Source organism: Salmonella sp. SAL04162, from assembly GCF_046551535.1.
Lineage (GTDB): Bacteria > Pseudomonadota > Gammaproteobacteria > Enterobacterales > Enterobacteriaceae > Salmonella > Salmonella enterica.
On record NZ_JBGDVX010000004.1, the window covers coordinates 229,583 to 255,978 of the forward strand.

Below are 26,396 nucleotides of genomic sequence, written 5' to 3' on the forward strand. Positions count from 1 at the left end.
CCACTTAGCTCCCTTGCATTGTCCGCATTCTTGCCGCATCTTCGCCTGGCGTAACGCCAAAATAACGTTTAAACTCCCGGCTAAACTGCGATGCGCTCTCATAGCCGACCCGCATCGCCGCGGCGCTGGCCTTCATTCCGTCGTGAATCATCATCATCCGCGCTTTATGCAGTCGGTAGCTTTTTAAATACTGCAACGGCGAGGTGCTGGTGACCGCCTTAAAATTATGGTGAAACGCCGACACGCTCATGTTCGCTTCTGCCGCCAGTTGCTCAACATTCAGGTTCTCGGTGTATTTCATTTCGATCTGTTTAAGTACGCGACTGATCAGGCTAAAGTGCGTCTGGCGGCTAACCAGTGCAAGCAGCGCCCCGCCGCGCGGTCCCATCAGCACATGATAAAGAATTTCGCGAATAATCTGTTTTCCCAGAATCCGCGCATCCAGCGGGCGCTCCATCACATCCAGCAATCTTTCCACCGCGCATAAAATCTCGTCCGACAGCGTGGCGGAGTTAATCCCACTGGCCGCCATCGGCAACTGGAAACGCTCATCTTCGCCAATGTCCATGAGCAACTCTTGCAGTTGCAGCACATCAATGTCGAGCCGAATACCGGCCAGCGGTACCTCGGGCGTCGCCCAGGTCTCGCATTCAAAAGGGAGCGGCACGGTCAGTAAGAGATATTCATTAGCGTCATAACGAAACTTGCGCTTGTTAATATAGCCAATTTTATGACCGGAAAAGAGAAATATGATGCCAGGCTGATACATGACTGGCGTGCGCGGTCCCGGTTCAACACCATACAACAGACGAATGCCCGCCAGCCGCTCGCTGATTATTTTATCATTATTTTTTAAATGATTAATTTTATCCGCCAACTGTAAGCAAATTGCTTCACGATTCATAACGCGCCATTTTTTCATCAAATCCACTCCGCTGGATTGTGCGCATTTTTAGCGATTTTCTCCAGCATTCTGGAGAAATAGGCAAAACATTGGCAGAAATGTGCATTGAGAGACATCCCTCACAAGACCACAATGATGACCATCAGGCAGACAGCCGCCTGCCCTCTTTTTACCCACATAAGGGAATGAGCAATGAACAAATTCAAATTACATACCCCTACCCGCATTCTGTTTGGTAAAGGCGCTATCGTCGATCTCCGCGATCAGATCCCGCAGGACGCCCGCGTGCTGATTACCTATGGCGGCGGTAGCGTGAAAAAGACCGGCGTACTGGCGCAAGTTCAGGAAGCGTTAAAAGGACTGGATGTTCGGGAGTTTGGCGGTATTGAACCGAACCCGTCCTATGAAACGCTGATGAAGGCCGTGCAGCTTGTGCGCGACGAAAATATTACCTTTCTGCTGGCCGTTGGCGGCGGTTCCGTACTGGACGGCACCAAATTTATCGCCGCAGCGGCGCAATATACGGACGGCGTCGATCCGTGGCACATTCTGGAAACCGGCGGTACTGAGATTCGTAGCGCAATCCCGATGGGGTCTGTGCTGACCCTACCGGCAACCGGCTCAGAATCGAACGCCGGCGCAGTCATTTCCCGTAAAACCACTGGCGACAAACAAGCCTTCCACTCCTCGTTCGTGCAACCGGTGTTTGCCGTACTGGACCCGGTCTACACCTATACATTGCCGCCGCGCCAGGTTGCGAACGGCGTCGTGGATGCTTTCGTCCATACCGTTGAGCAGTACGTCACTTACCCGGTTAACGGCAAAATTCAGGATCGTTTCGCCGAAGGTATTTTACTCACACTGATCGAAGAAGGTCCCAAAGCGCTGCAAGAGCCTGAAAACTATGACGTCCGCGCTAACGTGATGTGGGCCGCTACTCAGGCGTTAAATGGCCTGATTGGCGCTGGTGTTCCGCAGGACTGGGCGACGCATATGCTGGGCCATGAGCTTACCGCGATGCACGGTCTCGATCATGCCCAGACGCTGGCTATCATTCTGCCTGCGCTATGGAACGAAAAACGAGACGTTAAACGCGCAAAACTCCTGCAATATGCTGAACGTGTATGGAATATCACCGACGGTTCCGACGACGAGCGTATTGATGCCGCCATTGCCGCCACCCGCCGTTTCTTTGAACAGATGGGCGTGCCTACCCACTTGTCCGATTACGGTCTGGATGGCAGCACTATTCCGGCGCTACTGGCTAAACTTGAGGCGCATGGATGCACAAATTTAGGTGAAAATCAGGATATTACGCTGGATGTCAGCCGTCGGATTTATGAAGCAGCGCGCTAAGGTTTTTTCGCCTCTGACTTTCGTTTTTGGCCATTTCGTCCAGACTTAAGTCACTTAGTCTCGCCGGCCCCGACTCCGGCGAGCCAATTAAAAGAGGAACACATCATGGCTAATCCAACCATTATCAGGCTACAGGATGGCAACGTAATGCCACAACTTGGGCTGGGAGTCTGGAAAGCAAGCAATGAAGAGGTGATCGCGGCGATTCATAAAGCGCTGGAGGTGGGCTATCGATCTATTGATACCGCCACAGCATATCAGAATGAAGAAGGCGTCGGCAAAGCGCTAAAAGCAGCGAGCGTAGCGCGGGAAGAGCTGTTTATCACCACCAAGTTGTGGAATGACGATCAAAAACGTCCCCGCGAAGCCCTGCAGGAGAGTCTGAAAAAACTGCAGCTTGATTATCTCGATCTCTATCTGATGCACTGGCCCGTACCGGCTATCGATCACTATGTCGACGCCTGGAAAGGCATGATCGCGCTGCAAAAAGAGGGGCTGGTAAAGAGTATCGGGGTCTGTAACTTTCAGATCCATCACCTCCAGCGTCTGATCGATGAAACCGGCGTTACCCCTGTGATCAACCAGATCGAGCTTCACCCCTTGATGCAACAGCGCCAGCTACATGCGTGGAATGCGACGCATAAAATCCAGACCGAGTCCTGGAGCCCGCTGGCGCAGGGCGGCGAAGGCGTATTCGATCAGAAAGTGATTCGCGAACTGGCGGATAAATACGGCAAAACGCCCGCCCAGATTGTTATTCGCTGGCATCTGGACTGCGGGCTGGTCGTCATTCCGAAATCCGTCACCCCTTCCCGTATCGCGGAAAACTTTGCTGTCTGGGATTTCCGTCTCGATAAAGATGAATTAGGCGAGATCGCAAAACTGGATCAAGGAAAACGCCTCGGCCCCGATCCGGATCAGTTCGGCGGTTAAGCCGGATTTATCGCACGCCATGCCCGACGATGTCGTCGGGCTTTTTTGCATTCAGAAACATTAAGAAACAATTACGCGCATTTAACAGTATATTTCCCCCACACACAAGCGCAGAATTATTCTGATTTTGTGAATATTTATTCATATTTATTATGAATTTACTTAATACATATAAAATATTTATGGATGTGTGATTGTGGCGGAAAAAAAATCTCAGGGCGTCAAATGGCTCCCATTAATTCTTATTCTGGTTATCGCCGCCGGACTGTGGCAGCTAACGCCCCCTTCCGGGTTAAGCGCGCCGGCCTGGCATTCCGCGATTATTTTTGTCGCGACGATCGCCTCTATCGTGGCGAAAGTGCTGCCTATTGGCGCGGTCGGTATTATCGGCATCACCGTCTTTGCGCTCGCCTATGCTGCCGGCGACAAAACGGCCAGCGGCGCGATTACCACGGCGTTGAGCGAGCTGAACAGTTCGTTGATCTGGCTTATCGTCGTCGCCTTTATGATTGCCCGTGGGTTTATCAAAACCGGACTGGGTCGGCGTATCGCCCTACAAATGATCCGTCTGTTAGGTAAACGAACGCTGGGCCTGGCTTATGGTCTGGCGTTTGCCGATCTGATCCTCTCCCCCGCGATGCCCAGTAACACCGCGCGCTGCGGCGGCGTGATTTACCCGATCGCCGACTCGCTGGCGCGCAGCTTTGATTCACATCCGGAAGATGAGTCTCGCAGCAAAATCGGCACCTTTCTGATCACCTGTATTGGCAATGTTAACGACGTCACCGCCGCACTGTTTATGACCGGTTATACGGGTAACCTGCTGGCGGTAAAACTGGCGGCGAACGCCGGCGTTACGTTGAGCTGGGGAAGCTGGTTTATCGCCGCGCTCCTGCCTTGCCTGGTCTCTCTTCTTATCGTCCCGCTGCTGGTCTACTGGCTGACCCGTCCGGAAATTAAACATACGCCGGATGCGCCGGATCTGGCGCGCAAAGAGCTGGCGCAAATGGGCAGTATGGCGCGCGGCGAGTGGCTCATGCTGGCGACCGTCGGCGTGTTGCTGGTGCTATGGATTTTTGGCAGCTCGCTCGGCGTGGATGCCACGACGGCCTCTTTTGTCGGTCTCTCGATTTTATTACTGAGCGGCGTGCTCACCTGGGAAGACGTTAAAAGCGAAAAAGGCGCCTGGGATACGTTGATTTGGTTTGCCGCGCTGCTGATGATGGCTAACCAGTTGAAGAAACTAGGATTCACCAGTTGGTTTGGCAACCTGATTGGCGACAGCATCGGCAGTACGATGCATGGAACCAGTTGGATAATCATCCTGCTGCTGCTTAACGCAGCCTATTTTTATACCCACTATTTTTTCGCCAGCGGCAACGCGCAAATCGCCGCGCTGTATGCGGTGTTTCTGGGTGTCGGTCTGCATCTGAATATACCGGCGGCGCCGATGGCGCTTATGCTGGCGTTTACCAGCAGCCTGTACTGCTCTCTTACACAGTATACCCACGCACGCGGCCCCATTCTTTTTGGCGCCGGCTATGTACCGACGGGCGTCTGGTGGCGAACGGGATTTATTATCAGCCTCTTTAATCAGGCGGTCTTTTTGACAGTCGGCCTCGCATGGTGGAAAGTGTTAGGGTTGTATTAAACGCTTAACGCATCGATAAGCCCCTCGGTTAACGGAGAAATGGAATGACCTGCATTTTCTGTCAAATAGTTGAAGGTAAAGCACCTTGTCATAAAGTTTGGGAAGATGAGCATCACCTGGCTTTTTTGTCGATTTTTCCGAATACCGATGGGTTTACCGTAGTGATCCCGAAAAAACATTACCCCAGCTACGCGTTCGATCTACCGCCGCAGGCGTTAGCGGACCTGATGCTGGCGACCCAAAAAGTGGCTAAGAAACTGGATAAGGCTTTCCCGGATGTCAGTCGTACGGGAATGTTCTTCGAAGGTTTCGGTGTAGACCATGTGCACAGTAAATTAAGCCCCATGCACGGTACTGGCGATTTAACCCACTGGAAACCGATTGAATCGCGGCAGAATAAATTTTTCGAACAGTATGAAGGATATCTGTCGTCACACGATCATGAACGGGCGGATGATGAAAAACTGGCCGCGCTGGCGGCCAGAATTCGTGAGGCATAAATACGGCGCACTTCTGCCGGATGGTGTTCGGCCTGGGTCGATCTGTGGGCCTGATAAACACAGCGCCATCAGGCAAAATAATCGCTGGATCGCGGCTTCGCCTTATCCAGCCTGACAGGATACCTGTAAAACCGTTTAACGCCCCGCGCCTTTCCCGCGCTTCTTATTCGCAGCAAGCCCCTGCCGCTGATGTTCCACTGGCGTATGCTTGGTCAGCGCCGGGCGGGTATTGCGGTTCTGGCGACGCGCTTCGCGCATCTCTTCAATGGTCGGCGCAGGCACCAGACACTCACGGCGACCGCCAATCAAATGCTTTTTCCCCATCGCTTCCAGCGCCTGGCGAATCAGCGGCCAGTTCGCCGGATCGTGATAACGCAGCAGCGCCTTATGCAGGCGACGTTGCCTGTCTCCCTTCGGCACCACCACATCTTCACTCTTATAACCAATTTTACCCAGCGGGTTTTTACCGGTGTAATACATGGTGGTCGAATTCGCCAACGGCGACGGGTAGAAGTTCTGCACCTGATCCAAACGGAAGCGGTGGCGCTTGAGCCACAGCGCCAGATTCACCATATCCTCGTCCCGCGTGCCCGGATGTGCGGAGATAAAATACGGGATCAGATACTGCTCTTTTCCGGCCTGTTTAGAGTAAAGGTCAAATAACTCTTTAAAGCGATCGTAGCTGCCCATACCCGGCTTCATCATTTTCGACAACGGACCTTCTTCAGTATGCTCCGGCGCAATCTTCAGATAGCCGCCCACATGATGGCTTGCCAGCTCTTTAATGTAGCGAGGATCTTCTACAGCGATATCGTAGCGCACGCCGGAGGCAATTAAGATTTTCTTAATGCCTTTCAGCTCACGGGCGCGGCGATAAAGATTGATCGTCGGCGTATGGTCAGTATCCATATGCGGACAGATATCCGGATAGACGCATGACAGGCGACGACAGGTCTGCTCCGCACGCGGCGACTTACAGCGCAGCATATACATGTTCGCGGTAGGACCGCCCAGATCGGAGATCACGCCGGTAAACCCCGGCACCGTGTCGCGGATCGCTTCGATCTCGTTGATAATAGAGTCTTCCGAGCGGCTCTGAATGATGCGCCCTTCATGTTCAGTGATCGAGCAGAAAGAGCAGCCGCCAAAGCAGCCGCGCATGATATTGATCGAAAAGCGGATCATCTCATAGGCCGGAATACGGGCATTGCCGTAAGCCGGGTGCGGCACACGCTGATACGGCAGCGCAAACACGCTATCCATCTCTTCAGTGGAGAGCGGTATGGCGGGTGGGTTGATCCAGACATAGCGGTCGCCGTGTTTTTGCATCAGCGCCCGCGCGCAGCCAGGGTTAGTTTCGTGATGCAGAATACGCGACGCATGGGCGTACAGCACCTTGTCGCCTTTCACCTTTTCAAAGGATGGCAGCAGGATATAGGTTTTTTCCCACGGCTTCGGACGCGGCGGCTGCACGGTAATCGCTTTAGCTTCCTGCTTTTTCGGCGCGACCGGCTTGTTATCCGCGCACGGCAGATCCTCGCCATAGGGATGGGGAATTGGATCGATTTTACCCGGCGTGTCCAGACGAGTGGAGTCGACGCCGCTCCAGCCAGGCAGAGCTTCTTTAACCATAATCGCAGTGTTACGCACGTCGCGAATCTGATCGATGGTTTCGCCCATTGCCAAACGGTGCGCCACTTCCACCAGCGGACGCTCGCCGTTGCCAAACATCAGCATGTCGGCTTTGGAATCGACTAACACTGAACGACGCACAGTATCAGACCAGTAGTCGTAATGTGCGGTACGACGCAGACTGGCCTCAATGCCGCCGAGGATCACCGGGACGTCTTTCCATGCTTCTTTGCAACGCTGGGTATAGACCAGCGTGGCGCGGTCCGGGCGTTTGCCCGCGACGTTATCCGGGGTGTAGGCGTCATCGTGGCGCAGCTTACGGTCAGCGGTGTAACGGTTGATCATCGAATCCATATTGCCAGCGGTCACGCCGAAGAACAGGTTCGGTTTACCCAGACGCATAAAGTCGTCTTTACTGTTCCAGTCCGGCTGGGCGATGATCCCCACGCGGAAGCCCTGCGCTTCCAGCATACGACCGCAAATCGCCATGCCGAAGCTCGGATGGTCGACGTAGGCGTCTCCGGTTACCAGAATAATGTCGCAGCTATCCCAGCCAAGTTGATCCATCTCTTCACGTGACATCGGCAAAAACGGCGCCGGCCCAAAGCAGGCGGCCCAGTACTGCGGCCAGGAGAAAAGGTCGCGATCCGGTTGGATCAGGGAGATAGCGCTCATATTGCTTCCAAAACGATTGGCAAAAAAATAATCAAAGGTCGGGGATTATAAGCCGGAATGGAAGATAAATCGAATTGATTGGTGAGGCTGCACTCTGTAGCGGGGCCGATTGCCTGCCCCGCCGGTTATCGTACTTATGGACGAACAGGCATATCTGCTACTTTGATAATAGGATTTTGTTCTTCGAGCAAATTCAACAGTACCGGCGTGACATGATACATGGATTCTGCAATCATGACTTTCCCTCGCAGGGTGATTTTCTTTCCTATAAACCGTTGATAATAGTTGTATTTTTCAGGGGGAAGAATGAGCTGGACATAGCGATCCCAGTCAGGTTGATCCGTCATGGCACCAGCCACACACTGAAGGTTTATTGTTTTTAATTCGAGATCTTTATCCGAGTGTTGGCCTTGGTTATCTTCAATGACGTGCTCGCGTTTGACCATCATACCTTCCAGTTCAATCGTGTCACCCTCTTTGTTGCAGGAAGAATCAAAGTTCACATAAGTGAGAACATATTTCCCTTTCTTTTCATCAAACTCAAAAGTGGAATTGTAATAAATACCTAAAGGTTCGCTGTATAAAAAGGAGTAGCGCTTATAGCTCTCGATATCGCGTTGACAGTTTCCGCCGCCATTGATCATTAAGTCTCTGTATTTTTGCCATACTTTTTCTAAATTGATTGGCTGATCTACGCCAGTCGTAAGGTATTCTGCCGTATTGTCCATAACATATTTGATATTATTCGCTTTCAGCGCCTCACAAAAATCGGTTGTGTTCTGAATATACAGCGCCTTTTTACGCTGTGACTCAGGAGAAAGCAGCTTTTTGAGGAGTTTGATATTACGATGTTCTGTCTTGGTAATGAGGTAATCAACGTTCGCATAGCGTGGGCGATACCACGGCTGCTGTCGGAAGTACCGTTCCATCTCACCGCCCGGTCTGAAAATATAACCGTGGCGAGCATAAATCTCATTAAGCATAATTTTAAGATCGGCTATCGAGGTTGCGCTGGTTTGCACGCTTCTTACAGGAAGCCAGGTCCGCGAGGCTTCAGGAAATCGGCCTTCCAGCGTGATGTGCTCTATCTGCGGTGCGAAAGCAAGATAGCTGCCGTAATCCATCAGCGTTCCCTTTGTCCCCATAGGAATGAGCCCTTTTCTTTTAGGCGTCACGAGAAAATCGATACAGCGCATATGTTCACTTCCAGTAATCACCGAATGATCATTCTCTTGTTCAAAAAACTGGATGTCACACCACGGCGCGCCATACATCGTAGAAAAATCGTCAGGAACCACGCGCTGCCATTTTCGAACGTCGGGCAACTCAGCGTAAAATCCGAGCCACTCATCTGCAGTGGCGGTATAATCATCGTTTTCGCTGCCATAAAAGGGTTCGCGACTGTCACCGAAAAAGGTAAAGTCATTTAGTGTGTAGTCTGTGACCTTGCCCTGAAAATAGATTTTTTTATTTTCGAACTCAGGGCGGAATTTTAGTTCCGCATTAGCTGAGAAGATAAACAGGCACACAAATATAAATAAAAAACATTTTTTCATTATTTACCACTCCCTGTATTTCTATTAACAATCAATGTAATTTCAATTATCAGAGCACGGCATATCAGTCTAAATCGGCGCACTGCTGTGCTAATTTTATACGCGCATTGGTACGCCGCGTATCTTCTGGTGGATACACCTTATCGATCATTGCGTTAAGCTTGTTACAGTCCAACCAAGCCATCCGGTAGGCAGTCATCAGGCTATGTATTTCATCCTGGTAATCAAGGCTGGCTACAATAAGGGCTTCCGGCAACGCCGTATGTTGCTGTTGCATACTTTGCAGTATCCCCGCCAGAATATCCGGCGGCAGCGCGTCCTCTTTCGAGGCTGTATGCAATGTGCGTGAAATCAGGAAATTCCAGCCGTCCGTCAACTTATCCTGAGGGATGTGCTGCCAGTTCAGCATCTGCCCTTTCACCAACGCACGCAGCGTCTCGCCATCCGCATCACTAAACAGCGACGCCAGCAGATTTTTATTCGGATAAAGTGATTGTCCCAGCACCTGCGGCGTCAGTTTTATCTGGGCAAGCAGCGCTTTAGTTTGCCCCTGCAACAAGAAATAATATGCGCGATACAGCGGATTTTGCGCTTCACGCCGCTGCCAGAAAAAGGCCAGAGTCTCTTTATCCTGAAGCTGTATCGCCCCCGAATAGGCTTCATCGGTGAGGAGATCGGGCATGACCCGTAGTAGAACGTCGGCCATCTCAAAAAAAGTCTGGCGAAATCCCTCAGGCTTAAAATGGGGCGTGGGGAGATATTCCAACGGATTTTGCTGCCGTACGATGGTGCGATTTGCCTGCGCCTGCTGAGAGTCGCCCGTGAGCTGCTCGCTAAAAATACGCACCGCAGTGATATTGCCACTCTCAAAAGCTGCAAAAAATGGCGCATTGACGAAATAGCCATCTTCCCGCGAAACACTAAAAGGCGATGCCACACGTGCAGTCAGAGCGCGCAAGTTTTTTTCTGATATGCCTGGCGCTTTTACCGCCTGAACCAGTGTCTGTTCCAACATACTGTTATCATGAATGCTCTCTAACTGGTCCAAGTCGCCTGCCTGAACCTGCCTGAGCAACTGCGCAATATTTTGCTGTTGCCATTGATGGCTAATAGCACGCCACAGCTCCGGCATCACCGGGCACAGCACCCCAATGAACACAATATGGCACAGCAGCCATGCGGGCCACGGCTTGCGCAGCCAGGTTCCCAGCAGCAGCGCGGGCAGCAAGCCCGCCCAACTCAGAATCGGCAACAGGAGCATCAACATCCATACCGTGCCTGTTTGGCTCAACAACTGGGTGTACTGCAACGTGAGTAACAGCAATACCACGACTGCCCACTGTGGTAGTAATACCCACAGCAAAATCTGTCGGCTGCGTTTTTTGGAAAACATCAGGATCAGCAGTAATGCCACCGCAGCGGCATACCCCCACGGTAGAATACAAAACATCAGCAGTTCAGAGCCAAGCCATCGATTAATATAATCCATTTACTATTCCTTTAGTCACTTCGCGACTGGACATAGCGCATTCAGCCGTTGCCGCGTATCGTTTCGTGCTTGTTCGCCCCCCGCCACTGAAGCATTCAACACCTCACGCAATTGCTCACAGGAAAGCCCAGCCTGTAAAAAAGCGGCAGGAAACGTCGGTGTCCAGGGAAGATAGTGGGCGATTTGCTCGTTGGATAACGCTTTCTGCGCTTGCATCGCCTTAATGATCTGTATCAGCAATGCGTTCTCTAACGCTCCACCACGCAGTCGCAATATGGCCTGATGCAGAGGCTCATTATTTCCGTCTTCCATTGCTCGTTTCCAGTCCACTACGTTTGCATCAATAAGCGACTGAATCATTACCAGATTGCCATTGCTCAGTATGAAAGTGAGCAGGTTTTCACGATCCCACCTCTCAATCGGCGGTGTGATCAATATTTCTGGATTATGGGTTACCTCGCTTATTAGCGGTTCCGTTTTGGCTAACAACACCATCGCTTCGAGCCTGCGCAGAGGAATAGTGGGCGGATGTTTCTGCCAAAAATAAGCAACCAACTCGGTGTTACGTTGGATAATGGGATAAATATAGACAGCATCATTCAACAGTTCTGGCATAATATTCAGCAATAAATGACTAATTTCTAGCCTGTACTGCTCGCGATACTGTGATATATAGTTAGATTTATAAAGCGTCAGCAGTGGATTTTCTTTACGAGCGACAATGTTGCGATTCTCTCTGGCGGAAGATGTCTCGCCCACCAGTTGCTGGCTAAAAAAGCGTACTATCGGTACGTTATGTTGGCGAAGAGCGGTAACAAATGGCGTATAAAGAAATTCGGCATTCGGGATCGCCGCTTCAGGGCAAGATTCTGCCGCTGTCAAAAATGGCGAAATACCTCGTATTTTAGCCAGATAACGCAATAAATTTTCCGGTGTATCGCGGTGTTCTGCAGCCAGCGTCAAAACACTTGCCAATTGATAACAAGAGGCATCCTGCAAAACCTGAACATCCCCCTTCGCGCGCTCAAACAGTCGGGTAATTTTATAGTTATTCCAGTCTTCACCAATGTGATGCCATAATCGCGGGCCGTCCATCACATAAACGAAAACGAACAAAAAAATAGTATGGGACACGATAGTTCCCAGAATAAAAAATGGAGACTCTCGACTAGAAAAAATAGCAATTATTATCGAGGGCAGCAATCCTAATATCAATAAATATACGATATAAATATTTTTTGAATCGATCCAGAATAATCCTCCCCACAATATACAAACAACGCTCACCTGCGGAAGAACAACACGCAAGAAAACCCGCCGATAGCGCAAAGAATCAAATGCACCGACAATTAACCTCAATAATACGACGCCATAAATCCCCCACGCGCTCATCAATATTACTGAGTCCCACATCATCCACGCAAATGATTCAACCATAAAGCATCCTTACTTTCCATGCTCACTACCGAATTCAAATCTCTCGTTTCTATTTTCTGATAACACAGCGAGCTAAACGCACTAATAACTATAGCCAATACGATGATTGTATATATTGCCCAGCACGGTGGATATTATCATCAACAACAAATTCTATCCGTTTCCCAAATTCATTATTGCCCGTTATTTTTTCTGATGATAAAATACATCGAATTCAAACTGCCATGAGAAAGGTTTCGGTTTGTTGCTATTATCAAAGGCAACGGCTTGCGCATACAGTTCGTCCGTCAATAATTCCGGCACGACGCTAATCAAACTGGTACAAATATCTCGCGCCAAAAGTTGTTGTTGCAGAAAAATTTGTTCGTCAGCCATACTATCATTAAAAATACGATTCAGTAGGTCCAATAATGGATTGTTTTGTAAGAGCTGATGCCGATATTGCTTTGCCTGTACAGAATCGCCAATAAACCAGGAGGCAAACGCCCCAACGGCAGGACGATTAAGCCGGTCGATGGCCAAAACCAACCAAATTTTTTCAGTTCCGTCCGCAATATCAAAAGGGGAAATGCGTTTTGCGAGATGCTCAATCCGCCTATTCGTCCACCAATCCCCTGCGTTTTGCGACTGCATTGCTTGTGACATCAAATGATTTAAAAAAGCGCGGTCATCGGTCGTATCGATTTTTTGTAACAGCGTTTCTTCCGCCACCTGCTGTGCCTGATAGGCATCGCGCCGATGATGCCTCTCGAGAATATCCCCTATGTGCGCTAACAACAGCAGCAATACGACCGCATGGCACCCGGCCCAAAGGTGGTGTGGTTGGCGTAATCGGTGGCTAAACAGTAGCGCCAGCAATAAACTAAGCCCCAGTATCCACCCTGCGCCAATCGGGAAGAAAAGCGTTTCATCACCCGCAGCAAACCGTAGCAAAAGAACCAGCGTAATCTGTGGCAAAGCAATCCACAGCAACACGCGACGAGGCGTTTGGAACAAAAAAGCCAAGCAAATAACAATGAAGAACAGAATAAGATAGCCGCCTGCAGTAAACATCCAGAACGTCAGCAGCCGCCATCCCTCCTCACTGATTCTCATCGAATATCACTGGTCCGCCTTTACGACGCCGGATTCACCAGCATTTGTCCAATCGAGCCGCGGTCGGCCATTTCCAGCGTCTGGCTATTGAAATAGAACGGGAAGTGCGGCCAGGACGGCTGACCGTAATAGACCAGCAGTTCGACTTGCCCATCCACCCAGACGGTATCTTTCCAGCCTCTATCTTCCGGGAACGGCATAGCGCCGTTGACGTTACGAATCAGGAAAGAGACGCCCTCAATATGGAACGACTGCGGCATATCGGCGCGTACCGTCCAGCGCTCCCAGGTGCCTTGTTGGGCGGTAATATCAATGCGATTCACATCCCATAGTTGGCCGTTAATCCCCGGATCGTCACCAAGACTGATGTCCCGGCTGCGGACAGGCGCGCCGCTCATGATCTCCGTCGGCAACAGACGCATCGGCAGATTATCGGTCACCAGCGGCAGCAATCCGGTTGGTCGTAACGTCAGCACCAGGGTAGAAACCAGAATACTGGAAGGCTCAAAGAAACCGCGAATCCGATCGACTATGCTGGCCGCCTCCCCGCAGGTGATCGAGACTTCGTCGCCGTTGGTCATATCAACCAGGATTTCACGTCGCTCGCCGGGCGCCAGTGACAACTGTTTGACGGAAACCGGCGCAGGTAAAAAGCCCTGATCGCCTGAAATCACATGCAGCGCCCGGCCATCGCTCATCTGAAGCTGATAGCGCCGCGAGTTCGAGGCGTTCAACAACCGTAACCGCACCCAGCCGCGGGACACTTCGACATAGGGGCTTTGCGCGCCGTTCACCAGCAGCGTATCGCCAACAAAACCACCGCTTCCCGGTTCGCTGTACTCCGGCGTCCCAAAGTTATCCAGCCGTTTATCCTGGATAATGACGGGAAAATCATCCACGCCGTAATGGTTCGGAATGGGCAGCGTTTTACTGATGTCGTCTTCGACCAGCCACATTCCGGCCAGGCCGTTATACACCTGCTGCGCGGTACGGTTAGGCGTGTTAGCGTGATACCACAGCGTCGCGGCGCTCTGACGAATCGGCAACACCGGCGCCCAGTCCGCGTTCGGCGACATCATACGCGCCGGGCCCCCCATCAGCGGCCCCGGCACCAGTAGACCAGCAACCGTCATGGAGACATTTTCCGCCAGGCGGTTGCTATAGATGAGTTTAACGTCATCGCCTTTCCAGACGCGGATTGTCGGCCCCAGATAACGACCGTTCACTCCCCAGACCGGTGCGCGCGTACCTTGCGTAAAGGACCAGTGCGCTCGCTGTAGCGTCATAAACAACGGCTGCCCGCGACGGGACTCCAGCAACGGCGGAACAGGCAACGGCTGTTGCTGACCGGCAGCATTCGCCCTGAGGGGAATCGCGCCTGCACATAGTGCGATTCCCGATGCCTGAAGAAACTGACGCCGACTGAATGACATATAAGCTCCATGTAAAACAGGCTAAAGAGTTGTGCCTGAAAAAATGATTTCTACAATAACAGAGTAAGGCTGCTTAAACCTTACCGGTCGCTTCACGTTCCGCAACCTCTTTATCAAGTTCCGCGATTTTTTGCTCCATTAACGCACGGCAGTGGGCCGCCAGCTCGCGAACCTGATCTTTACCATATTCGCTGACGTCGACTGGTGGCAGCATTTCCACAATAACCAGTCCGTTGTTCAGGCGGTTTAGATTGACTTTGTTAGAGGTGTTGGAAACGCAGACAGGAATGATCGGCACACCAGCCGCGATAGCCGCATGAAACGCGCCGGTTTTAAACGGCAGCAGACCGCGTCCCCGGCTACGCGTACCTTCAGGGAACATCCAGATAGAAATACGGCGCTTTTTAAAATGGTTAACCACTGCCGCAATGGTGCTATGCGCTTTGGCGCGGTTATTACGGTCAATCAACAGATTACCGGTCAGCCAGTACAGTTGCCCAAAAAACGGGATCCAAAGCAGGCTTTTTTTCCCCACCGTCACCGTTGGCGGCTGCACAATATTCGACGCCGTGACCATATCATAATTATTCTGGTGGTTAGCGATATAGATAGCATTGCCATAGCTTTCCGCGTCGGCGGGTTTGCGGCACTCCACTTTCAGGCCAAACAGCGGGGCCAGACGACCGAACATATGTCCAAACGTCGCCACGTGTTTTGGGTTACGTGGGCTGAAAAGGCAGTAAATAGAACCGAAAACACAGACCAGAATGGAGTAAATAACGGTAACAATAAGACGAAAAATATATAGCATAACAACCTCTGAAGGCCTAAGAGCCCGGCATTCTACGTCACCTGAAATTCAGGTTAGGATTTTGGTAAGTGTGGCTCTCTGGAAAAACGTATTGTTAATCGCAATGCACGAATAAACAACGGTTTTACGGGAAATTTTAATGTTAATCCGATCTGAAACCGTAGGCCGGATAAGACGCTACTGCGTCGTCATCCGGCAACGGCAGAGCGCTGGATGGCGGCTTAAATGCCTTGTCCGGCCTACGGGTGCCCCTGTCTTACTCTTCGCTGTCGCCATGACTTACGCGATGCGGTGAATCAATCTCAATGCGATCGATACGCTGCAGGCCGCGCATTAATGTGCCACGGCGTCCGCGTTCGCCGACCACCTTTTGTAACTCTTCAGGGCGCAGTTTGATTTTGCGCTTCCCGACATGGATAGTCAGAGTGCTTTGTGGCGGCAGCACGTACAGGTGCGCCAGTCCATCATCGCCTTTCGCCGCTTCCGCAGAGGGGATATTAATGATCTTATTCCCTTTGCCTTTCGACAGCTGCGGCAGAGAGTCAACCGGGAACATCAACATCCGTCCGGCCTGGGTAATCGCCAGCAGCATATCGTGCTCGTCTTCAATCACCAGCGGCGGCATGACGTGCGCATTTTCCGGCAGTGTAATCAACGCTTTACCGGCACGGTTACGGGCAACCAGATCGTTAAACGTACAAACGAAGCCGTAGCCCGCATCCGACGCCATCAACAGTTTCTGGTCATCGCCTTCCATCAGCATATGCTCTACGGTCGCCCCCGGCGGCAGCGTGAGTTTGCCGGTCAGCGGTTCGCCCTGCCCGCGCGCCGACGGAAGCGTAATGGGATCAATAGCATAGCTGCGCCCGGTGGTATCAATAAACACCACCGGTTGATTGCTCTTACCTTTCACCGCGGCTTTAAAGCTGTCGCCCGCTTTATAGTTAAGCCCCGGCGCATCAATATCATGACCTTTGGCGCTGCGCACCCAGCCCATCTGCGACAGCACGATAGTCACCGGTTCGGACGGCAGCATATCGTGTTCGCTCATCGCTTTAGCTTCTTCGCGCTCACGCAGCGGAGAACGGCGATCGTCGCCATAGGCATCGGAATCTGCCTGTAGCTCTTTTTTCAGCAAGGTATTCATTTTGCGTTCGGACGCGAGAATGCCCTGCAACTGGTCCCGCTCTTTTTCCAGCTCGTCCTGCTCACCGCGAATTTTCATCTCTTCCAGTTTGGCGAGATGACGCAGTTTCAGTTCGAGAATCGCTTCCGCCTGGGTTTCGCTGATGCCGAAACGCGACATCAGCGCGGGTTTCGGCTCATCCTCGTTACGGATAATCTCAATCACTTCGTCGATGTTGAGAAACGCCACCAGCAAACCTTCGAGGATATGCAGGCGCTTAAGCACTTTCTCCAGACGATAGTTCAGACGACGACGCACCGTGTCGCGGCGGAACGCCAGCCACTCGGTGAGGATCTCCAGCAGGTTTTTCACCGCCGGACGACCATCCAGACCGATCATGTTCAGGTTAATACGGTAGCTTTTTTCCAGATCGGTGGTGGCGAACAGATGGTTCATCACCTGTTCCATATCCACACGGTTGGAGCGCGGGACAATCACTAAACGCGTCGGGTTTTCGTGATCCGATTCATCGCGCAGGTCGTCCACCATCGGCAGTTTTTTATTACGCATCTGCGCAGCAATCTGCTCCAGCACTTTCGCGCCAGAGACCTGATGCGGCAGCGCGGAAATTACCACGGCGCCGTCTTCTTTGGTCCATACCGCGCGCATACGCACGGAGCCCCGCCCGTTTTCGTAAATTTTACGAATTTCCGCACGTGGGGTAATGATCTCCGCTTCGGTCGGGTAATCCGGCCCCTGGACGATATCCAGCAACTGATCCAGCGTCGTTTTCGGCTGCTCAATCAGCGTAATCGCCGCTTTCGCCACTTCGCGCAGGTTGTGCGGCGGGATATCTGTTGCCATGCCCACCGCTATACCGGTGGTGCCGTTCAGCAGGATGTTCGGCAGACGCGCCGGTAACATTTTCGGTTCCTGCATCGTGCCGTCGAAGTTTGGCACCCAGTCCGCCGTCCCCTGACCGAGTTCGCTTAGCAGCAGCTCGGCGTATTTGGACAGGCGAGATTCGGTATAACGCATTGCCGCGAATGACTTCGGATCATCCGGCGCGCCCCAGTTCCCCTGCCCGTCGACCAGCGGGTAACGGTAAGAGAACGGCTGCGCCATCAGCACCATGGCTTCATAGCAGGCGCTGTCGCCGTGCGGATGATACTTACCCAGTACGTCACCGACGGTACGGGCGGATTTTTTAAATTTAGCGCTGGCGTTCAGCCCCAGCTCTGACATCGCATAGACGATGCGGCGCTGTACCGGCTTCAGGCCGTCGCCAATAAACGGCAACGCACGATCCATGATCACGTACATGGAGTAGTTTAAGTAGGCGTTTTCCGTAAATTCATGTAGCGCAAGGCGCTCTGCCATATCGCTCATTGATTGTGATTCCTCAACTGTTAGCCCGAATAATACCCGGTATCTCTCAGGCAATATTGCCGCAGATACTACCCTATCTGGCGCGTTGAGTCACAAAGAAAAGGGCCGCGAACGCAGCCCTAATGGAGTTTATTTGGCAACTTTAGAGATCTGTTTTACGTCGATTTCAACAGAGTTCCAGTCTTTATCCACTTCACCCTGAATTTCAACGGTATCCTGCGGGGTTACGGTCAGGCCGTTCCAGCGCTTGTGGTCAATATCCACATTGATAGTACCGGTCGCATCTTTAAACACATACAGGTCGTCGGAAATGCGCTCGACGATATTCCCGCGCAGCGTTACCCACGCATCGTCACGCAGCGATTTAGCGCTCTCTACCGTCGTGCTGCTGCCGTTCGGGCCGACAAATCCGCCGCCTTGCGTTTGCGTTGCCGACGGGCCGGAGAAACCGCCCTGCTGAGCCGCCAGAACCGGGGTAGAACACAGTGCCATAACGGCAACGATTGCAGCTAATTTTTTCATGATTACTTTTCCCTTTCATGTCGTTTCAGATCCATTTAATAAGGTAATCCTTAACAACTTCTTAAGGCAAAAAAAGAATCTTTTTTTCTGTACATCGCCTGCGGCGACAAGGTTAACTGACGGCAACGCGAGTTACCGCAAGGAAGAACAGATGCGAATTTTACTGGTAGAAGATGACACACTTATTGGCGATGGCATAAAAGCGGGCCTGAGTAAAATGGGTTTCAGCGTCGACTGGTTTACCGAGGGACGTCCGGGCAAAGAGGCGCTTTACAGCGCGCCTTATGATGCGGTTATTTTAGATTTGACGCTGCCAGGCATGGACGGGCGGGATATTTTGCGCGAATGGCGCGAAAAGGGTAAACAGGAACCGGTCCTGATCCTGACGGCGCGCGACGCGTTAGCAGAGCGCGTCGAGGGGCTACGTCTGGGCGCCGATGACTATTTATGTAAACCTTTCGCGCTCATTGAGGTCGCCGCCCGTCTGGAGGCGCTGGTACGCCGCGCCAGCGGTCAGGCCAGTAGCGAATTGCGCCACGGCCAGGTGACGCTCAATCCAGGCAATCTCGTCGCGACGCTTGCCGGCGAACCGCTGGCCTTAAAACCAAAAGAGTTCGCGTTGCTGGAACTCTTACTGCGCAACAAAGGTCGCGTGCTGCCGCGCAAGCTTATTGAAGAGAAGCTGTATAACTGGGATGACGACGTGTCCAGCAATGCAGTGGAAGTCCATGTTCATCATTTACGCCGCAAGCTCGGCAGTGAATTTATTCGCACCGTACACGGCATCGGCTATACCCTGGGTGACGCATGAAATTGACGCAACGTCTCAGCCTGCGCGTCAGGCTGACGCTTATTTTTCTGATTCTGGTCTCCATCACCTGGGCAATCTCCAGTTTTGTGGCCTGGAGAAAGACGACGGATAATGTCGACGAGCTGTTTGACACACAGTTGATGTTGTTCGCCAGACGGCTTAGCACCCTCGATCTTAACGAGATCAACGCCCCGCAGCGCATGGCGCATACGCCAAAGAAATTAAAACATGGGCATATCGATGACGATGCGCTGGCATTCGCCATCTTTTCCGCTGACGGCAAAATGTTGCTGCATGATGGCGACAACGGCCAGGATATTCCGTATCGCTATCGCCGGGAAGGTTTCGACAATGGCTATCTGAAGGATGACAACGACCTCTGGCGTTTTTTGTGGTTGAACTCGGCGGACGGTAAGTATCGTATCGTCGTCGGTCAGGAGTGGGATTACCGCGAAGATATGGCGCTGGCGATCGTGGCGGCGCAATTAACGCCGTGGCTGCTCGCCCTTCCCTTCATGCTACTGATTTTATTACTCCTGCTTCACCGCGAGCTCAGACCGTTGAAAAAACTGGCGCAGGCGCTGCGCTTCCGGTCGCCGGAATCGGAAACACCGCTCGACGCCAAAGGCGTACCGAGCGAGGTTCGCCCACTGGTCGAAGCGCTTAATCAGCTTTTTAGCCGCATCCACTCCATGATGGTGCGCGAACGGCGATTTACCTCCGACGCTGCCCATGAATTGCGCAGCCCGCTGGCCGCGCTGAAAGTACAAACCGAGGTGGCGCAGCTCTCGGGCGACGATCCGCTCTCACGCGATAAAGCGCTGACCCAGCTCCATGCGGGGATCGATCGCGCCACGCGGCTGGTCGATCAGCTACTGACGTTATCGCGTCTCGACTCGCTCAATAATTTGCAGGATGTGGCGGAGATTTCGCTGGAAGAGCTGCTGCAGTCCGCGGTAATGGATATTTATCATCCGGCGCAGCAGGCGAATATCGACGTGCGTTTACAGCTTAACGCCCATGACGTCATACGTACCGGCCAGCCGCTACTCTTAAGCCTGTTAGTGCGTAACCTGCTGGATAATGCGATTCGCTACAGTCCGCAGGGCAGCGTCGTCGACGTTACCTTACACGCCCGCAGCTTCACCGTCAGAGATAATGGCCCCGGCGTAGCGCCAGAGATTCTGACGCATATCGGCGAGCGTTTTTACCGCCCGCCAGGCCAAAGTGTGACCGGCAGCGGTCTGGGATTATCAATCGTCCGTCGCATCGCTACGCTGCACGGCATGACGGTGTCGTTTGGCAACGCCGCGGAAGGTGGATTTGAGGCCATAGTAAGTTGGTAACAGAGACTTTTGCCAAAAACGCAAAAGACTTTGCACATTTTGCTAATTTCACTGCACCGCCCGTCAGCGTAGAATCAGCAGCAAACGCATTTCTTGAGGACACAAAATGAGTAACATCCTGATTATCAACGGGGCGAAAAAATTCGCGCACTCCAACGGCCAGTTAAATGACACCCTGACCGAAGTTGCCGATGGGCTGCTGCGCGATCTGGGTCATCAGGTTAAGATCGTCCGCGCCGACAGCGACTATGACATTAAAGAAGAGGTGCAGAATTTCGTCTGGGCTGACGTGGTGATTTGGCAGATGCCAGGCTGGTGGATGGGCGCGCCATGGACAGTAAAAAAATATATGGATGATGTCTTTACCGAAGGTCACGGCACGCTCTATGCCAGCGATGGCCGCACGCGTTCCGATGCCGCTAAAAAGTACGGTTCCGGCGGTCTGGTGCAGGGGAAAAAATATATGCTGTCACTGACGTGGAACGCGCCGATGGAAGCATTTACCGAAAAAGATCAGTTTTTCCACGGCGTAGGCGTAGATGGCGTCTATCTGCCATTCCATAAAGCCAACCAGTTCCTGGGCATGGACGCGCTACCAACGTTTATTGCCAACGACGTGATTAAAATGCCGGATGTTCCGCGCTATACCGCAGAATATCGCAAGCATCTGAGCGAAATTTTTGCTTAACTGGTCATCCTGGAATTAGAAGGAGTTAACCATGCTTACCGTCATTGCCGAAATTCGCACGCGTCCGGGCCAACATCACCGTCAGGCCGTCCTCGACCAGTTTGCGAAAATTATTCCAACCGTTCTTAAAGAAGAGGGGTGCCACGGTTACGCGCCGATGGTGGATCATGCCGCGGGCGTGAGTTTTCAGACTTTGGCGCCTGACTCGATCGTGATGATTGAACAGTGGGAAAGCGTTGCGCACCTTGAGGCGCATCTGCAAACCCCGCATATGAAAGCCTATAGCGACGCGGTAAAAGACGATGTGCTGGAAATGAATATTCGTATTCTGGAATCCGGCGTTTAAGTTATTACCCTCGTCTGACGTCGGCCCTGATGCGATGCGCAAGTGTCGCCATCAGGCTGCGGCGTCATGTCGGATTCGCTTATCCGGCCTGCGGCGCGCAGACCGGATAAAGCGTGCAACAACCGTTACACGTCGAGATCCGCGAGATCGCCTTTTTCCTGTAGCCAGTTGCGTCGATCTTCAGAACGTTTCTTCGCCAGCAGCATATCCATCATCGCGTTAGTACGCTGATCGTCTTCATCGCTAATGGTGAGCTGCACCAGGCGGCGAGTATTTGGATCAAGCGTGGTTTCGCGTAACTGCATCGGGTTCATTTCACCCAGGCCTTTGAAACGCTGTACGTTCGGCTTACCTTTCTTACGCTTCAGTTGTTCCAGTACGCCCGCCTTCTCTTCTTCCGTCAGCGCGTAATAGACCTCTTTACCCAAATCGATACGGTATAGCGGCGGCAGCGCGACGTAGACATGACCATTCTTCACCAGCGCGCGGAAATGTCTGACAAACAGCGCGCAAAGCAGAGTAGCGATATGCAAACCATCGGAGTCCGCATCCGCCAGGATACAGATCTTGCCGTAGCGCAGCTGACTCAGATCGTCGCTGTCCGGATCGATACCGATCGCCACGGAAATATCATGCACCTCTTGCGAGGCCAGCACTTCATCGGAAGAGACTTCCCAGGTGTTAAGGATCTTACCTTTGAGCGGCATGATCGCCTGATATTCGCGATCGCGCGCCTGCTTGGCGGAACCGCCTGCCGAATCCCCTTCCACAAGGAACAGCTCGGTCCGATTAAGATCCTGCGCGGTACAGTCCGCCAGTTTCCCCGGTAACGCCGGACCGCTGGTGAGCTTTTTGCGCACCACTTTTTTTGCGGCGCGCAGTCGCCGCTGCGCGCTGGCAATCGCCATCTCTGCCAGTTGTTCCGCCGCCTGCACGTTCTGGTTCAGCCACAGGCTGAAGGCATCTTTCACCACGCCGGAAACAAATGCCGCACATTGACGCGACGACAGACGCTCTTTAGTCTGCCCGGCAAATTGCGGGTCCTGCATTTTCACGGAGAGCACATAAGCGCAGCGATCCCAGATATCTTCCGCCGACAGTTTAACGCCGCGCGGCAGAATATTGCGGTATTCGCAAAATTCGCGCATCGCGTCGAGCAGGCCCTGGCGCAGACCGTTGACGTGCGTCCCCCCCTGCATGGTCGGGATCAGGTTGACGTAGCTTTCCGTCAGTAATTCGCCGCCTTCCGGCAGCCACAATAGCGCCCAGTCAACCGCTTCCGTTTCACCGTTAAAATTACCGATAAACGGCTTTTCCGGCAGCGTCGGCAGGCCATTTACCGCTTCGCCCAGATAGTCGTTCAGGCCATCCTGGTAGCACCAGCGCTGCTCGCTGTTATTCACTTCATCTTTAAAAGTGATTTCCACGCCGGGACACAGCACCGCTTTTGCTTTCAGAACGTGCATTAAGCGAGAGACAGAAAAACGCGGGCTGTCGAAGAAACTTTCGTCCGGCCAGAAATGGACGCTGGTGCCAGTATTACGTTTACCGCAGGTGCCGACAACCTGCAAATCCTGCACTTTTTCGCCGTTTTCAAACGCGATGTTATAGACCTGACCGTCGCGGCGCACGGTCACTTCCACGCGCTTTGACAGGGCATTTACTACCGAAATCCCCACCCCATGCAGACCACCAGAGAACTGATAGTTCTTATTGGAGAATTTACCGCCGGCATGAAGCCGACAGAGGATCAGTTCTACCGCCGGAACCCCCTCTTCCGGATGGATATCCACCGGCATTCCGCGTCCGTCGTCAATCACTTCCAGCGATTGATCGGCATGTAAAATGACATCCACACGTTTGGCGTGACCTGCCAGTGCTTCATCCACACTATTATCAATCACTTCCTGACCCAAATGGTTGGGGCGGGTCGTATCGGTGTACATCCCCGGGCGGCGGCGTACCGGCTCAAGCCCAGTGAGTACCTCAATGGCATCAGCGTTATAAGTTTGCGTCATGGTTTAATTAGCAATTCGAATTGATTGTCAGCAACTGTGCAGTCCAAGAAAATCGACAATCTGGTTGAAATAATCTTCGAAGCCCGTGAATGCGTGATTACCACCCTCGGTCACTGTCTGACGGCAGGAGGCGTAATATGCCACCGCCTGGCGGTAATCCAGCACTTCATCGCCCGTCTGTTGCAGTAGCCAGATCAGGTCCGGCGCTTCCAGCGGGTCAATCTGCATGACTTTAAGATCATAAATATGGCGAGACTCTAGCACATATTGCTGCCCGGTGTAGGGGTTCTCGTTCTGACCGAGATAGTCGGTCAGTAATTCAAAGGGCCGCACGGCGGGATTCACCACCACAGCCGGCAGCATAAAACATTGCGACAGCCAGGTGGCGTAATAACCACCCAGCGACGATCCTACCAGCCCTAATGGCGCACCGCCATGCTCAAGCACGAGAGATTCCAGCAACTCCGCCGCATCGGCAGGATACGGCGGCAGCTGAGGGACGATCATCTCAACATGCGGATGACGCTCCGCCAGCCAGTTTTTTAGCTGGCACGCTTTTGCCGAGCGAGGGGAACTGTTGAATCCGTGCAAATAGAGAAGCGTAGACATCAGTATCCTTCCGAAGCGGTATCGGGTCGGAACCGGGTATCCTGCAGGCGATGCACTTCCGTCTCCAGGACGCCGTTCGCCCGGAGCTCCAGCGTACGCCAGCCCGGCGCGATAGTATCCAGCGTAAAGTTCGCGCAGTGTGGTTTGAACTGTACGCAGGTTGACGGCGACGCCAACAGACGGCGACCGTTCCAGTCAAGATCCAGCTCCTGGTGAATATGTCCGCATAACAGATATTTTACACGCGGGAAATTCGCCAGCACGCTATCCAGCTCACCGGCATTACGCAAGCTGTGCTGATCCAACCAACTGCACCCTGCCGGCAACGGATGATGGTGCAAAAGGAGCAATGTCTGTCTCTCTGGCGCATCGGCGAGCTTACGCTCAAGCCATTCCAGTTGGAACTCGCTCAGTTCGCCATGCGGGACGCCAAACACCTGGCTATCCAGCAACAAAATCTGCCATTGTTCACCGATTAACACGCGTTTAGCCGGGGAAATCCCCGCCTCTTGCAGCGCGCTGTACATTGCCGGCTGAAAATCATGATTGCCCGGTAGCCAAACGCAAGGCGCGCGAAAGCTTGCGATACCCTCAGCAAAATGCTGATAAGCCGCAGCGGATTGATCCTGCGCCAGATCGCCGGTGGCCACGATCAGATCATATTCATACTGTTGCGCCCGAATAGCCTCCAGCACAGCCTGGTAACTTTCCCAGGTATTGACGCCTAACAGCGTTTCATGCTTTTCGGCAAACAGGTGAGTATCTGTAATTTGTAAAATCCTGACTCGGGCCTCACCAGCCAGAGGTAGGGTTAACAGGCTTTCCAAATGGTGTCCTTAGGTTTCACGACGCTAATAAACCGGAATCGCCATCGCTCCATGTGCTAAACAGAATCGTAGCCAGTCGGCCAGAAACTGATTAATTTGATGCTTTTCGTCGCGTTGATGCAACTTTTTATTTGGATAATCATACCGCGCTTTGAAGCGAAAGATCTGCTGGCTTGAACACACTTCAGCCACCATCGCATCATGGTAGAGGCGCACCGTCAGCGACGGCAGGCTCCAGTAGGTGATGGCTGGCGCCGTTTGCTCGATCGTTACAAGCGTAGTGTATCGGGTCGATTCCACAATCGTTAACCGATATTGTACGTTGCCCACCTGATAGCTCACCGTTTCACCGGGGGCGTCATTGCGCGGCAGCAGGCGGCGCAATTGCGAAAAATTGGTTTCGCACAAACGCATCATTTCTGGGAAGTCAGGTGTATAACGCTTCATTTTTTCCACTCGTTTTTTAACTCTTGATGATGCAACTGAAGCCATTGCAAAGCGATGACTGCGGCTGCGTTGTCGATTTTCCCCTCTTCTACCCACTGGTATGCCTGTTCCCGGCTTACCACATGAACCCGAATATCTTCGTTTTCATCCGCCAGACCATGAATACCTGCCGCGGTCGTGGCGTCCACTTCACCCACCAGAATAGATGAGCGCTCGCTGGTTCCTCCTGGACTCGCCAGGTAACTGATGACCGGTCGGGTGCGGCCTACGGTCAGCCCCGCTTCTTCCATCGCCTCCCGCCGGGCGACCGCCTCAATGGTTTCGCCTTCTTCTATCATGCCGGCGACCATCTCCAGCAGCCACGGCGTAACGCTTGTGTCATACGCGGCAATACGAATCTGTTCGACCAGCACCACCTCGTCACGTTCAGGGTCAAAGGGTAGCAAGACGGCGGCGTGCCCGCGCTCAAAAATTTCGCGCTTTACCTCGCCACTCATTTCTCCGTTGAATAAACGATGGCGGAATCGATACACATCCAATGAAAAAAAACCGCGATAGCGCGTTTCCCGTGCAATAATTTCTACATCGCTTTTGGTGAAAGTAACTGGCAAGTTGTCTGATTTACGCATTGTGCTGCCCTGCTAGCAATAATGATTAAATGATGAATTTCAAGGGTGGTTGACTGCTGTTTTATCACCCTTGTGGTAAATTGGTGCCAATTAAGGCTCGTATGGCACGTAACGCCAACTTTTTGCAGTGGCGGATTCTGCTAGAATCAGCAATTATTTTTACAAA

At 52.5% G+C, this 26,396-nt stretch carries 22 protein-coding genes and 1 pseudogene; 8 read left to right on the plus strand and 15 right to left on the minus strand.

Going from position 1 to position 26,396, the window contains the following annotated elements; translation table 11 throughout:
* Window positions 1-4: 4 nt before the first annotated feature.
* Window positions 5-904, minus strand: a complete 900-nt coding sequence (locus ACLJRH_RS10085) for an AraC family transcriptional regulator (protein ID WP_001078198.1) — start codon at window positions 902-904, stop codon at window positions 5-7.
* 192 nt (window positions 905-1,096) lie between these two features.
* Between ACLJRH_RS10085 and yqhD the strand changes: the two genes are divergently transcribed.
* The 4 genes and pseudogenes from yqhD (at window position 1,097) to ACLJRH_RS10105 (ending at window position 5,344) form a co-directional block, all read left to right on the plus strand.
* The gene (gene yqhD / locus ACLJRH_RS10090) at window positions 1,097-2,260 is read left to right on the plus strand and encodes an alcohol dehydrogenase (protein ID WP_023223213.1); all 1,164 of its coding nucleotides are present in this window, start codon (window positions 1,097-1,099) and stop codon (window positions 2,258-2,260) included.
* Window positions 2,261-2,365: 105 nt separating this feature from the next.
* Window positions 2,366-3,193 (plus strand): 2,5-didehydrogluconate reductase DkgA, encoded by an 828-nt coding sequence (gene dkgA, locus ACLJRH_RS10095; RefSeq protein WP_000013100.1) that lies wholly within the window; start codon window positions 2,366-2,368, stop codon window positions 3,191-3,193.
* A 165-nt stretch (window positions 3,194-3,358) separates the two neighbouring features.
* A pseudogene (locus ACLJRH_RS10100) lies at window positions 3,359-4,844 on the plus strand (DASS family sodium-coupled anion symporter).
* Between the two features lie 44 nt (window positions 4,845-4,888).
* Complete coding sequence (locus tag ACLJRH_RS10105; protein WP_000128242.1) at window positions 4,889-5,344, plus strand: HIT family protein; 456 nt, start codon at window positions 4,889-4,891, stop codon at window positions 5,342-5,344.
* A gap of 135 nt (window positions 5,345-5,479) precedes the next feature.
* Here ACLJRH_RS10105 and ACLJRH_RS10110 read toward each other — a convergent pair whose 3' ends face one another.
* The 9 genes from ACLJRH_RS10110 to ACLJRH_RS10150 all read right to left on the minus strand — a co-directional run bounded on the left by ACLJRH_RS10110 (window position 5,480) and on the right by ACLJRH_RS10150 (window position 18,509).
* Window positions 5,480-7,651 (minus strand): YgiQ family radical SAM protein, encoded by a 2,172-nt coding sequence (locus ACLJRH_RS10110; protein ID WP_001274469.1) that lies wholly within the window; start codon window positions 7,649-7,651, stop codon window positions 5,480-5,482.
* A gap of 134 nt (window positions 7,652-7,785) precedes the next feature.
* Complete coding sequence (locus ACLJRH_RS10115; RefSeq protein WP_023136690.1) at window positions 7,786-9,207, minus strand: DUF4459 domain-containing protein; 1,422 nt, start codon at window positions 9,205-9,207, stop codon at window positions 7,786-7,788.
* Between the two features lie 64 nt (window positions 9,208-9,271).
* On the minus strand, window positions 9,272-10,696 hold the full coding sequence (locus tag ACLJRH_RS10120; protein ID WP_000384553.1) for a hypothetical protein: 1,425 nt from the start codon (window positions 10,694-10,696) through the stop codon (window positions 9,272-9,274).
* Window positions 10,697-10,711: 15 nt separating this feature from the next.
* Window positions 10,712-11,617 (minus strand): hypothetical protein, encoded by a 906-nt coding sequence (locus ACLJRH_RS10125; RefSeq protein ID WP_024160462.1) that lies wholly within the window; start codon window positions 11,615-11,617, stop codon window positions 10,712-10,714.
* 699 nt (window positions 11,618-12,316) lie between these two features.
* Window positions 12,317-13,228 carry a hypothetical protein gene (locus tag ACLJRH_RS10130; RefSeq protein ID WP_023136692.1) on the minus strand — a complete coding sequence of 304 codons (912 nt, stop codon included), beginning with the start codon at window positions 13,226-13,228 and terminating at the stop codon, window positions 12,317-12,319.
* Between the two features lie 20 nt (window positions 13,229-13,248).
* Window positions 13,249-14,661 carry a cell division protein FtsP gene (gene ftsP / locus ACLJRH_RS10135; protein WP_000010658.1) on the minus strand — a complete coding sequence of 471 codons (1,413 nt, stop codon included), beginning with the start codon at window positions 14,659-14,661 and terminating at the stop codon, window positions 13,249-13,251.
* 73 nt (window positions 14,662-14,734) lie between these two features.
* Window positions 14,735-15,472: a 1-acylglycerol-3-phosphate O-acyltransferase gene (gene plsC / locus ACLJRH_RS10140; RefSeq protein WP_000965733.1), complete on the minus strand. Its 738-nt coding sequence runs from the start codon at window positions 15,470-15,472 to the stop codon at window positions 14,735-14,737.
* Between the two features lie 256 nt (window positions 15,473-15,728).
* Window positions 15,729-17,987, minus strand: a complete 2,259-nt coding sequence (gene parC / locus ACLJRH_RS10145) for a DNA topoisomerase IV subunit A (RefSeq protein ID WP_001281853.1) — start codon at window positions 17,985-17,987, stop codon at window positions 15,729-15,731.
* A gap of 129 nt (window positions 17,988-18,116) precedes the next feature.
* A complete protein-coding gene (locus ACLJRH_RS10150) occupies window positions 18,117-18,509 on the minus strand; it encodes a YgiW/YdeI family stress tolerance OB fold protein (RefSeq protein WP_000731553.1) in 393 nt (130 codons plus the stop codon).
* A gap of 151 nt (window positions 18,510-18,660) precedes the next feature.
* On the opposite strand from ACLJRH_RS10150, the gene qseB reads away from it, so the two are divergent.
* From qseB to ACLJRH_RS10170, 4 genes are all read left to right on the plus strand, one after another.
* On the plus strand, window positions 18,661-19,320 hold the full coding sequence (gene qseB / locus ACLJRH_RS10155; RefSeq protein ID WP_001221574.1) for a quorum sensing response regulator transcription factor QseB: 660 nt from the start codon (window positions 18,661-18,663) through the stop codon (window positions 19,318-19,320).
* On the plus strand, window positions 19,317-20,666 hold the full coding sequence (qseC, locus tag ACLJRH_RS10160; RefSeq protein WP_000779331.1) for a quorum sensing histidine kinase QseC: 1,350 nt from the start codon (window positions 19,317-19,319) through the stop codon (window positions 20,664-20,666). The genes qseB and qseC overlap by 4 nt, the downstream gene beginning before the upstream one ends.
* Before the next feature lie 106 nt (window positions 20,667-20,772).
* Window positions 20,773-21,354: an NAD(P)H-dependent oxidoreductase gene (locus ACLJRH_RS10165; protein WP_000065416.1), complete on the plus strand. Its 582-nt coding sequence runs from the start codon at window positions 20,773-20,775 to the stop codon at window positions 21,352-21,354.
* 31 nt (window positions 21,355-21,385) lie between these two features.
* Window positions 21,386-21,700: a putative quinol monooxygenase gene (locus tag ACLJRH_RS10170; protein ID WP_000958587.1), complete on the plus strand. Its 315-nt coding sequence runs from the start codon at window positions 21,386-21,388 to the stop codon at window positions 21,698-21,700.
* 125 nt (window positions 21,701-21,825) lie between these two features.
* On the opposite strand, the gene parE is transcribed toward ACLJRH_RS10170, so the two are convergent.
* Genes parE through nudF form a run of 5 tightly spaced genes read right to left on the minus strand, consistent with a single transcriptional unit; the run spans window position 21,826 to window position 26,230 of the window.
* Window positions 21,826-23,718: a DNA topoisomerase IV subunit B gene (gene parE, locus ACLJRH_RS10175; protein ID WP_000195318.1), complete on the minus strand. Its 1,893-nt coding sequence runs from the start codon at window positions 23,716-23,718 to the stop codon at window positions 21,826-21,828.
* Between the two features lie 27 nt (window positions 23,719-23,745).
* Entirely contained in the window at window positions 23,746-24,327 is a 582-nt protein-coding gene (gene yqiA / locus ACLJRH_RS10180; RefSeq protein WP_000105725.1) for an esterase YqiA, read from the minus strand.
* Window positions 24,327-25,154: a 3',5'-cyclic-AMP phosphodiesterase gene (gene cpdA, locus ACLJRH_RS10185; protein ID WP_000444735.1), complete on the minus strand. Its 828-nt coding sequence runs from the start codon at window positions 25,152-25,154 to the stop codon at window positions 24,327-24,329. The genes yqiA and cpdA overlap by 1 nt, the downstream gene beginning before the upstream one ends.
* Before the next feature lie 24 nt (window positions 25,155-25,178).
* Complete coding sequence (locus tag ACLJRH_RS10190; protein WP_000833404.1) at window positions 25,179-25,601, minus strand: DUF1249 family protein; 423 nt, start codon at window positions 25,599-25,601, stop codon at window positions 25,179-25,181.
* On the minus strand, window positions 25,598-26,230 hold the full coding sequence (gene nudF / locus ACLJRH_RS10195; RefSeq protein WP_001231950.1) for an ADP-ribose diphosphatase: 633 nt from the start codon (window positions 26,228-26,230) through the stop codon (window positions 25,598-25,600). Before nudF ends, ACLJRH_RS10190 begins: the two co-directional genes overlap by 4 nt.
* Between the last annotated feature and the right edge of the window lie 166 nt (window positions 26,231-26,396).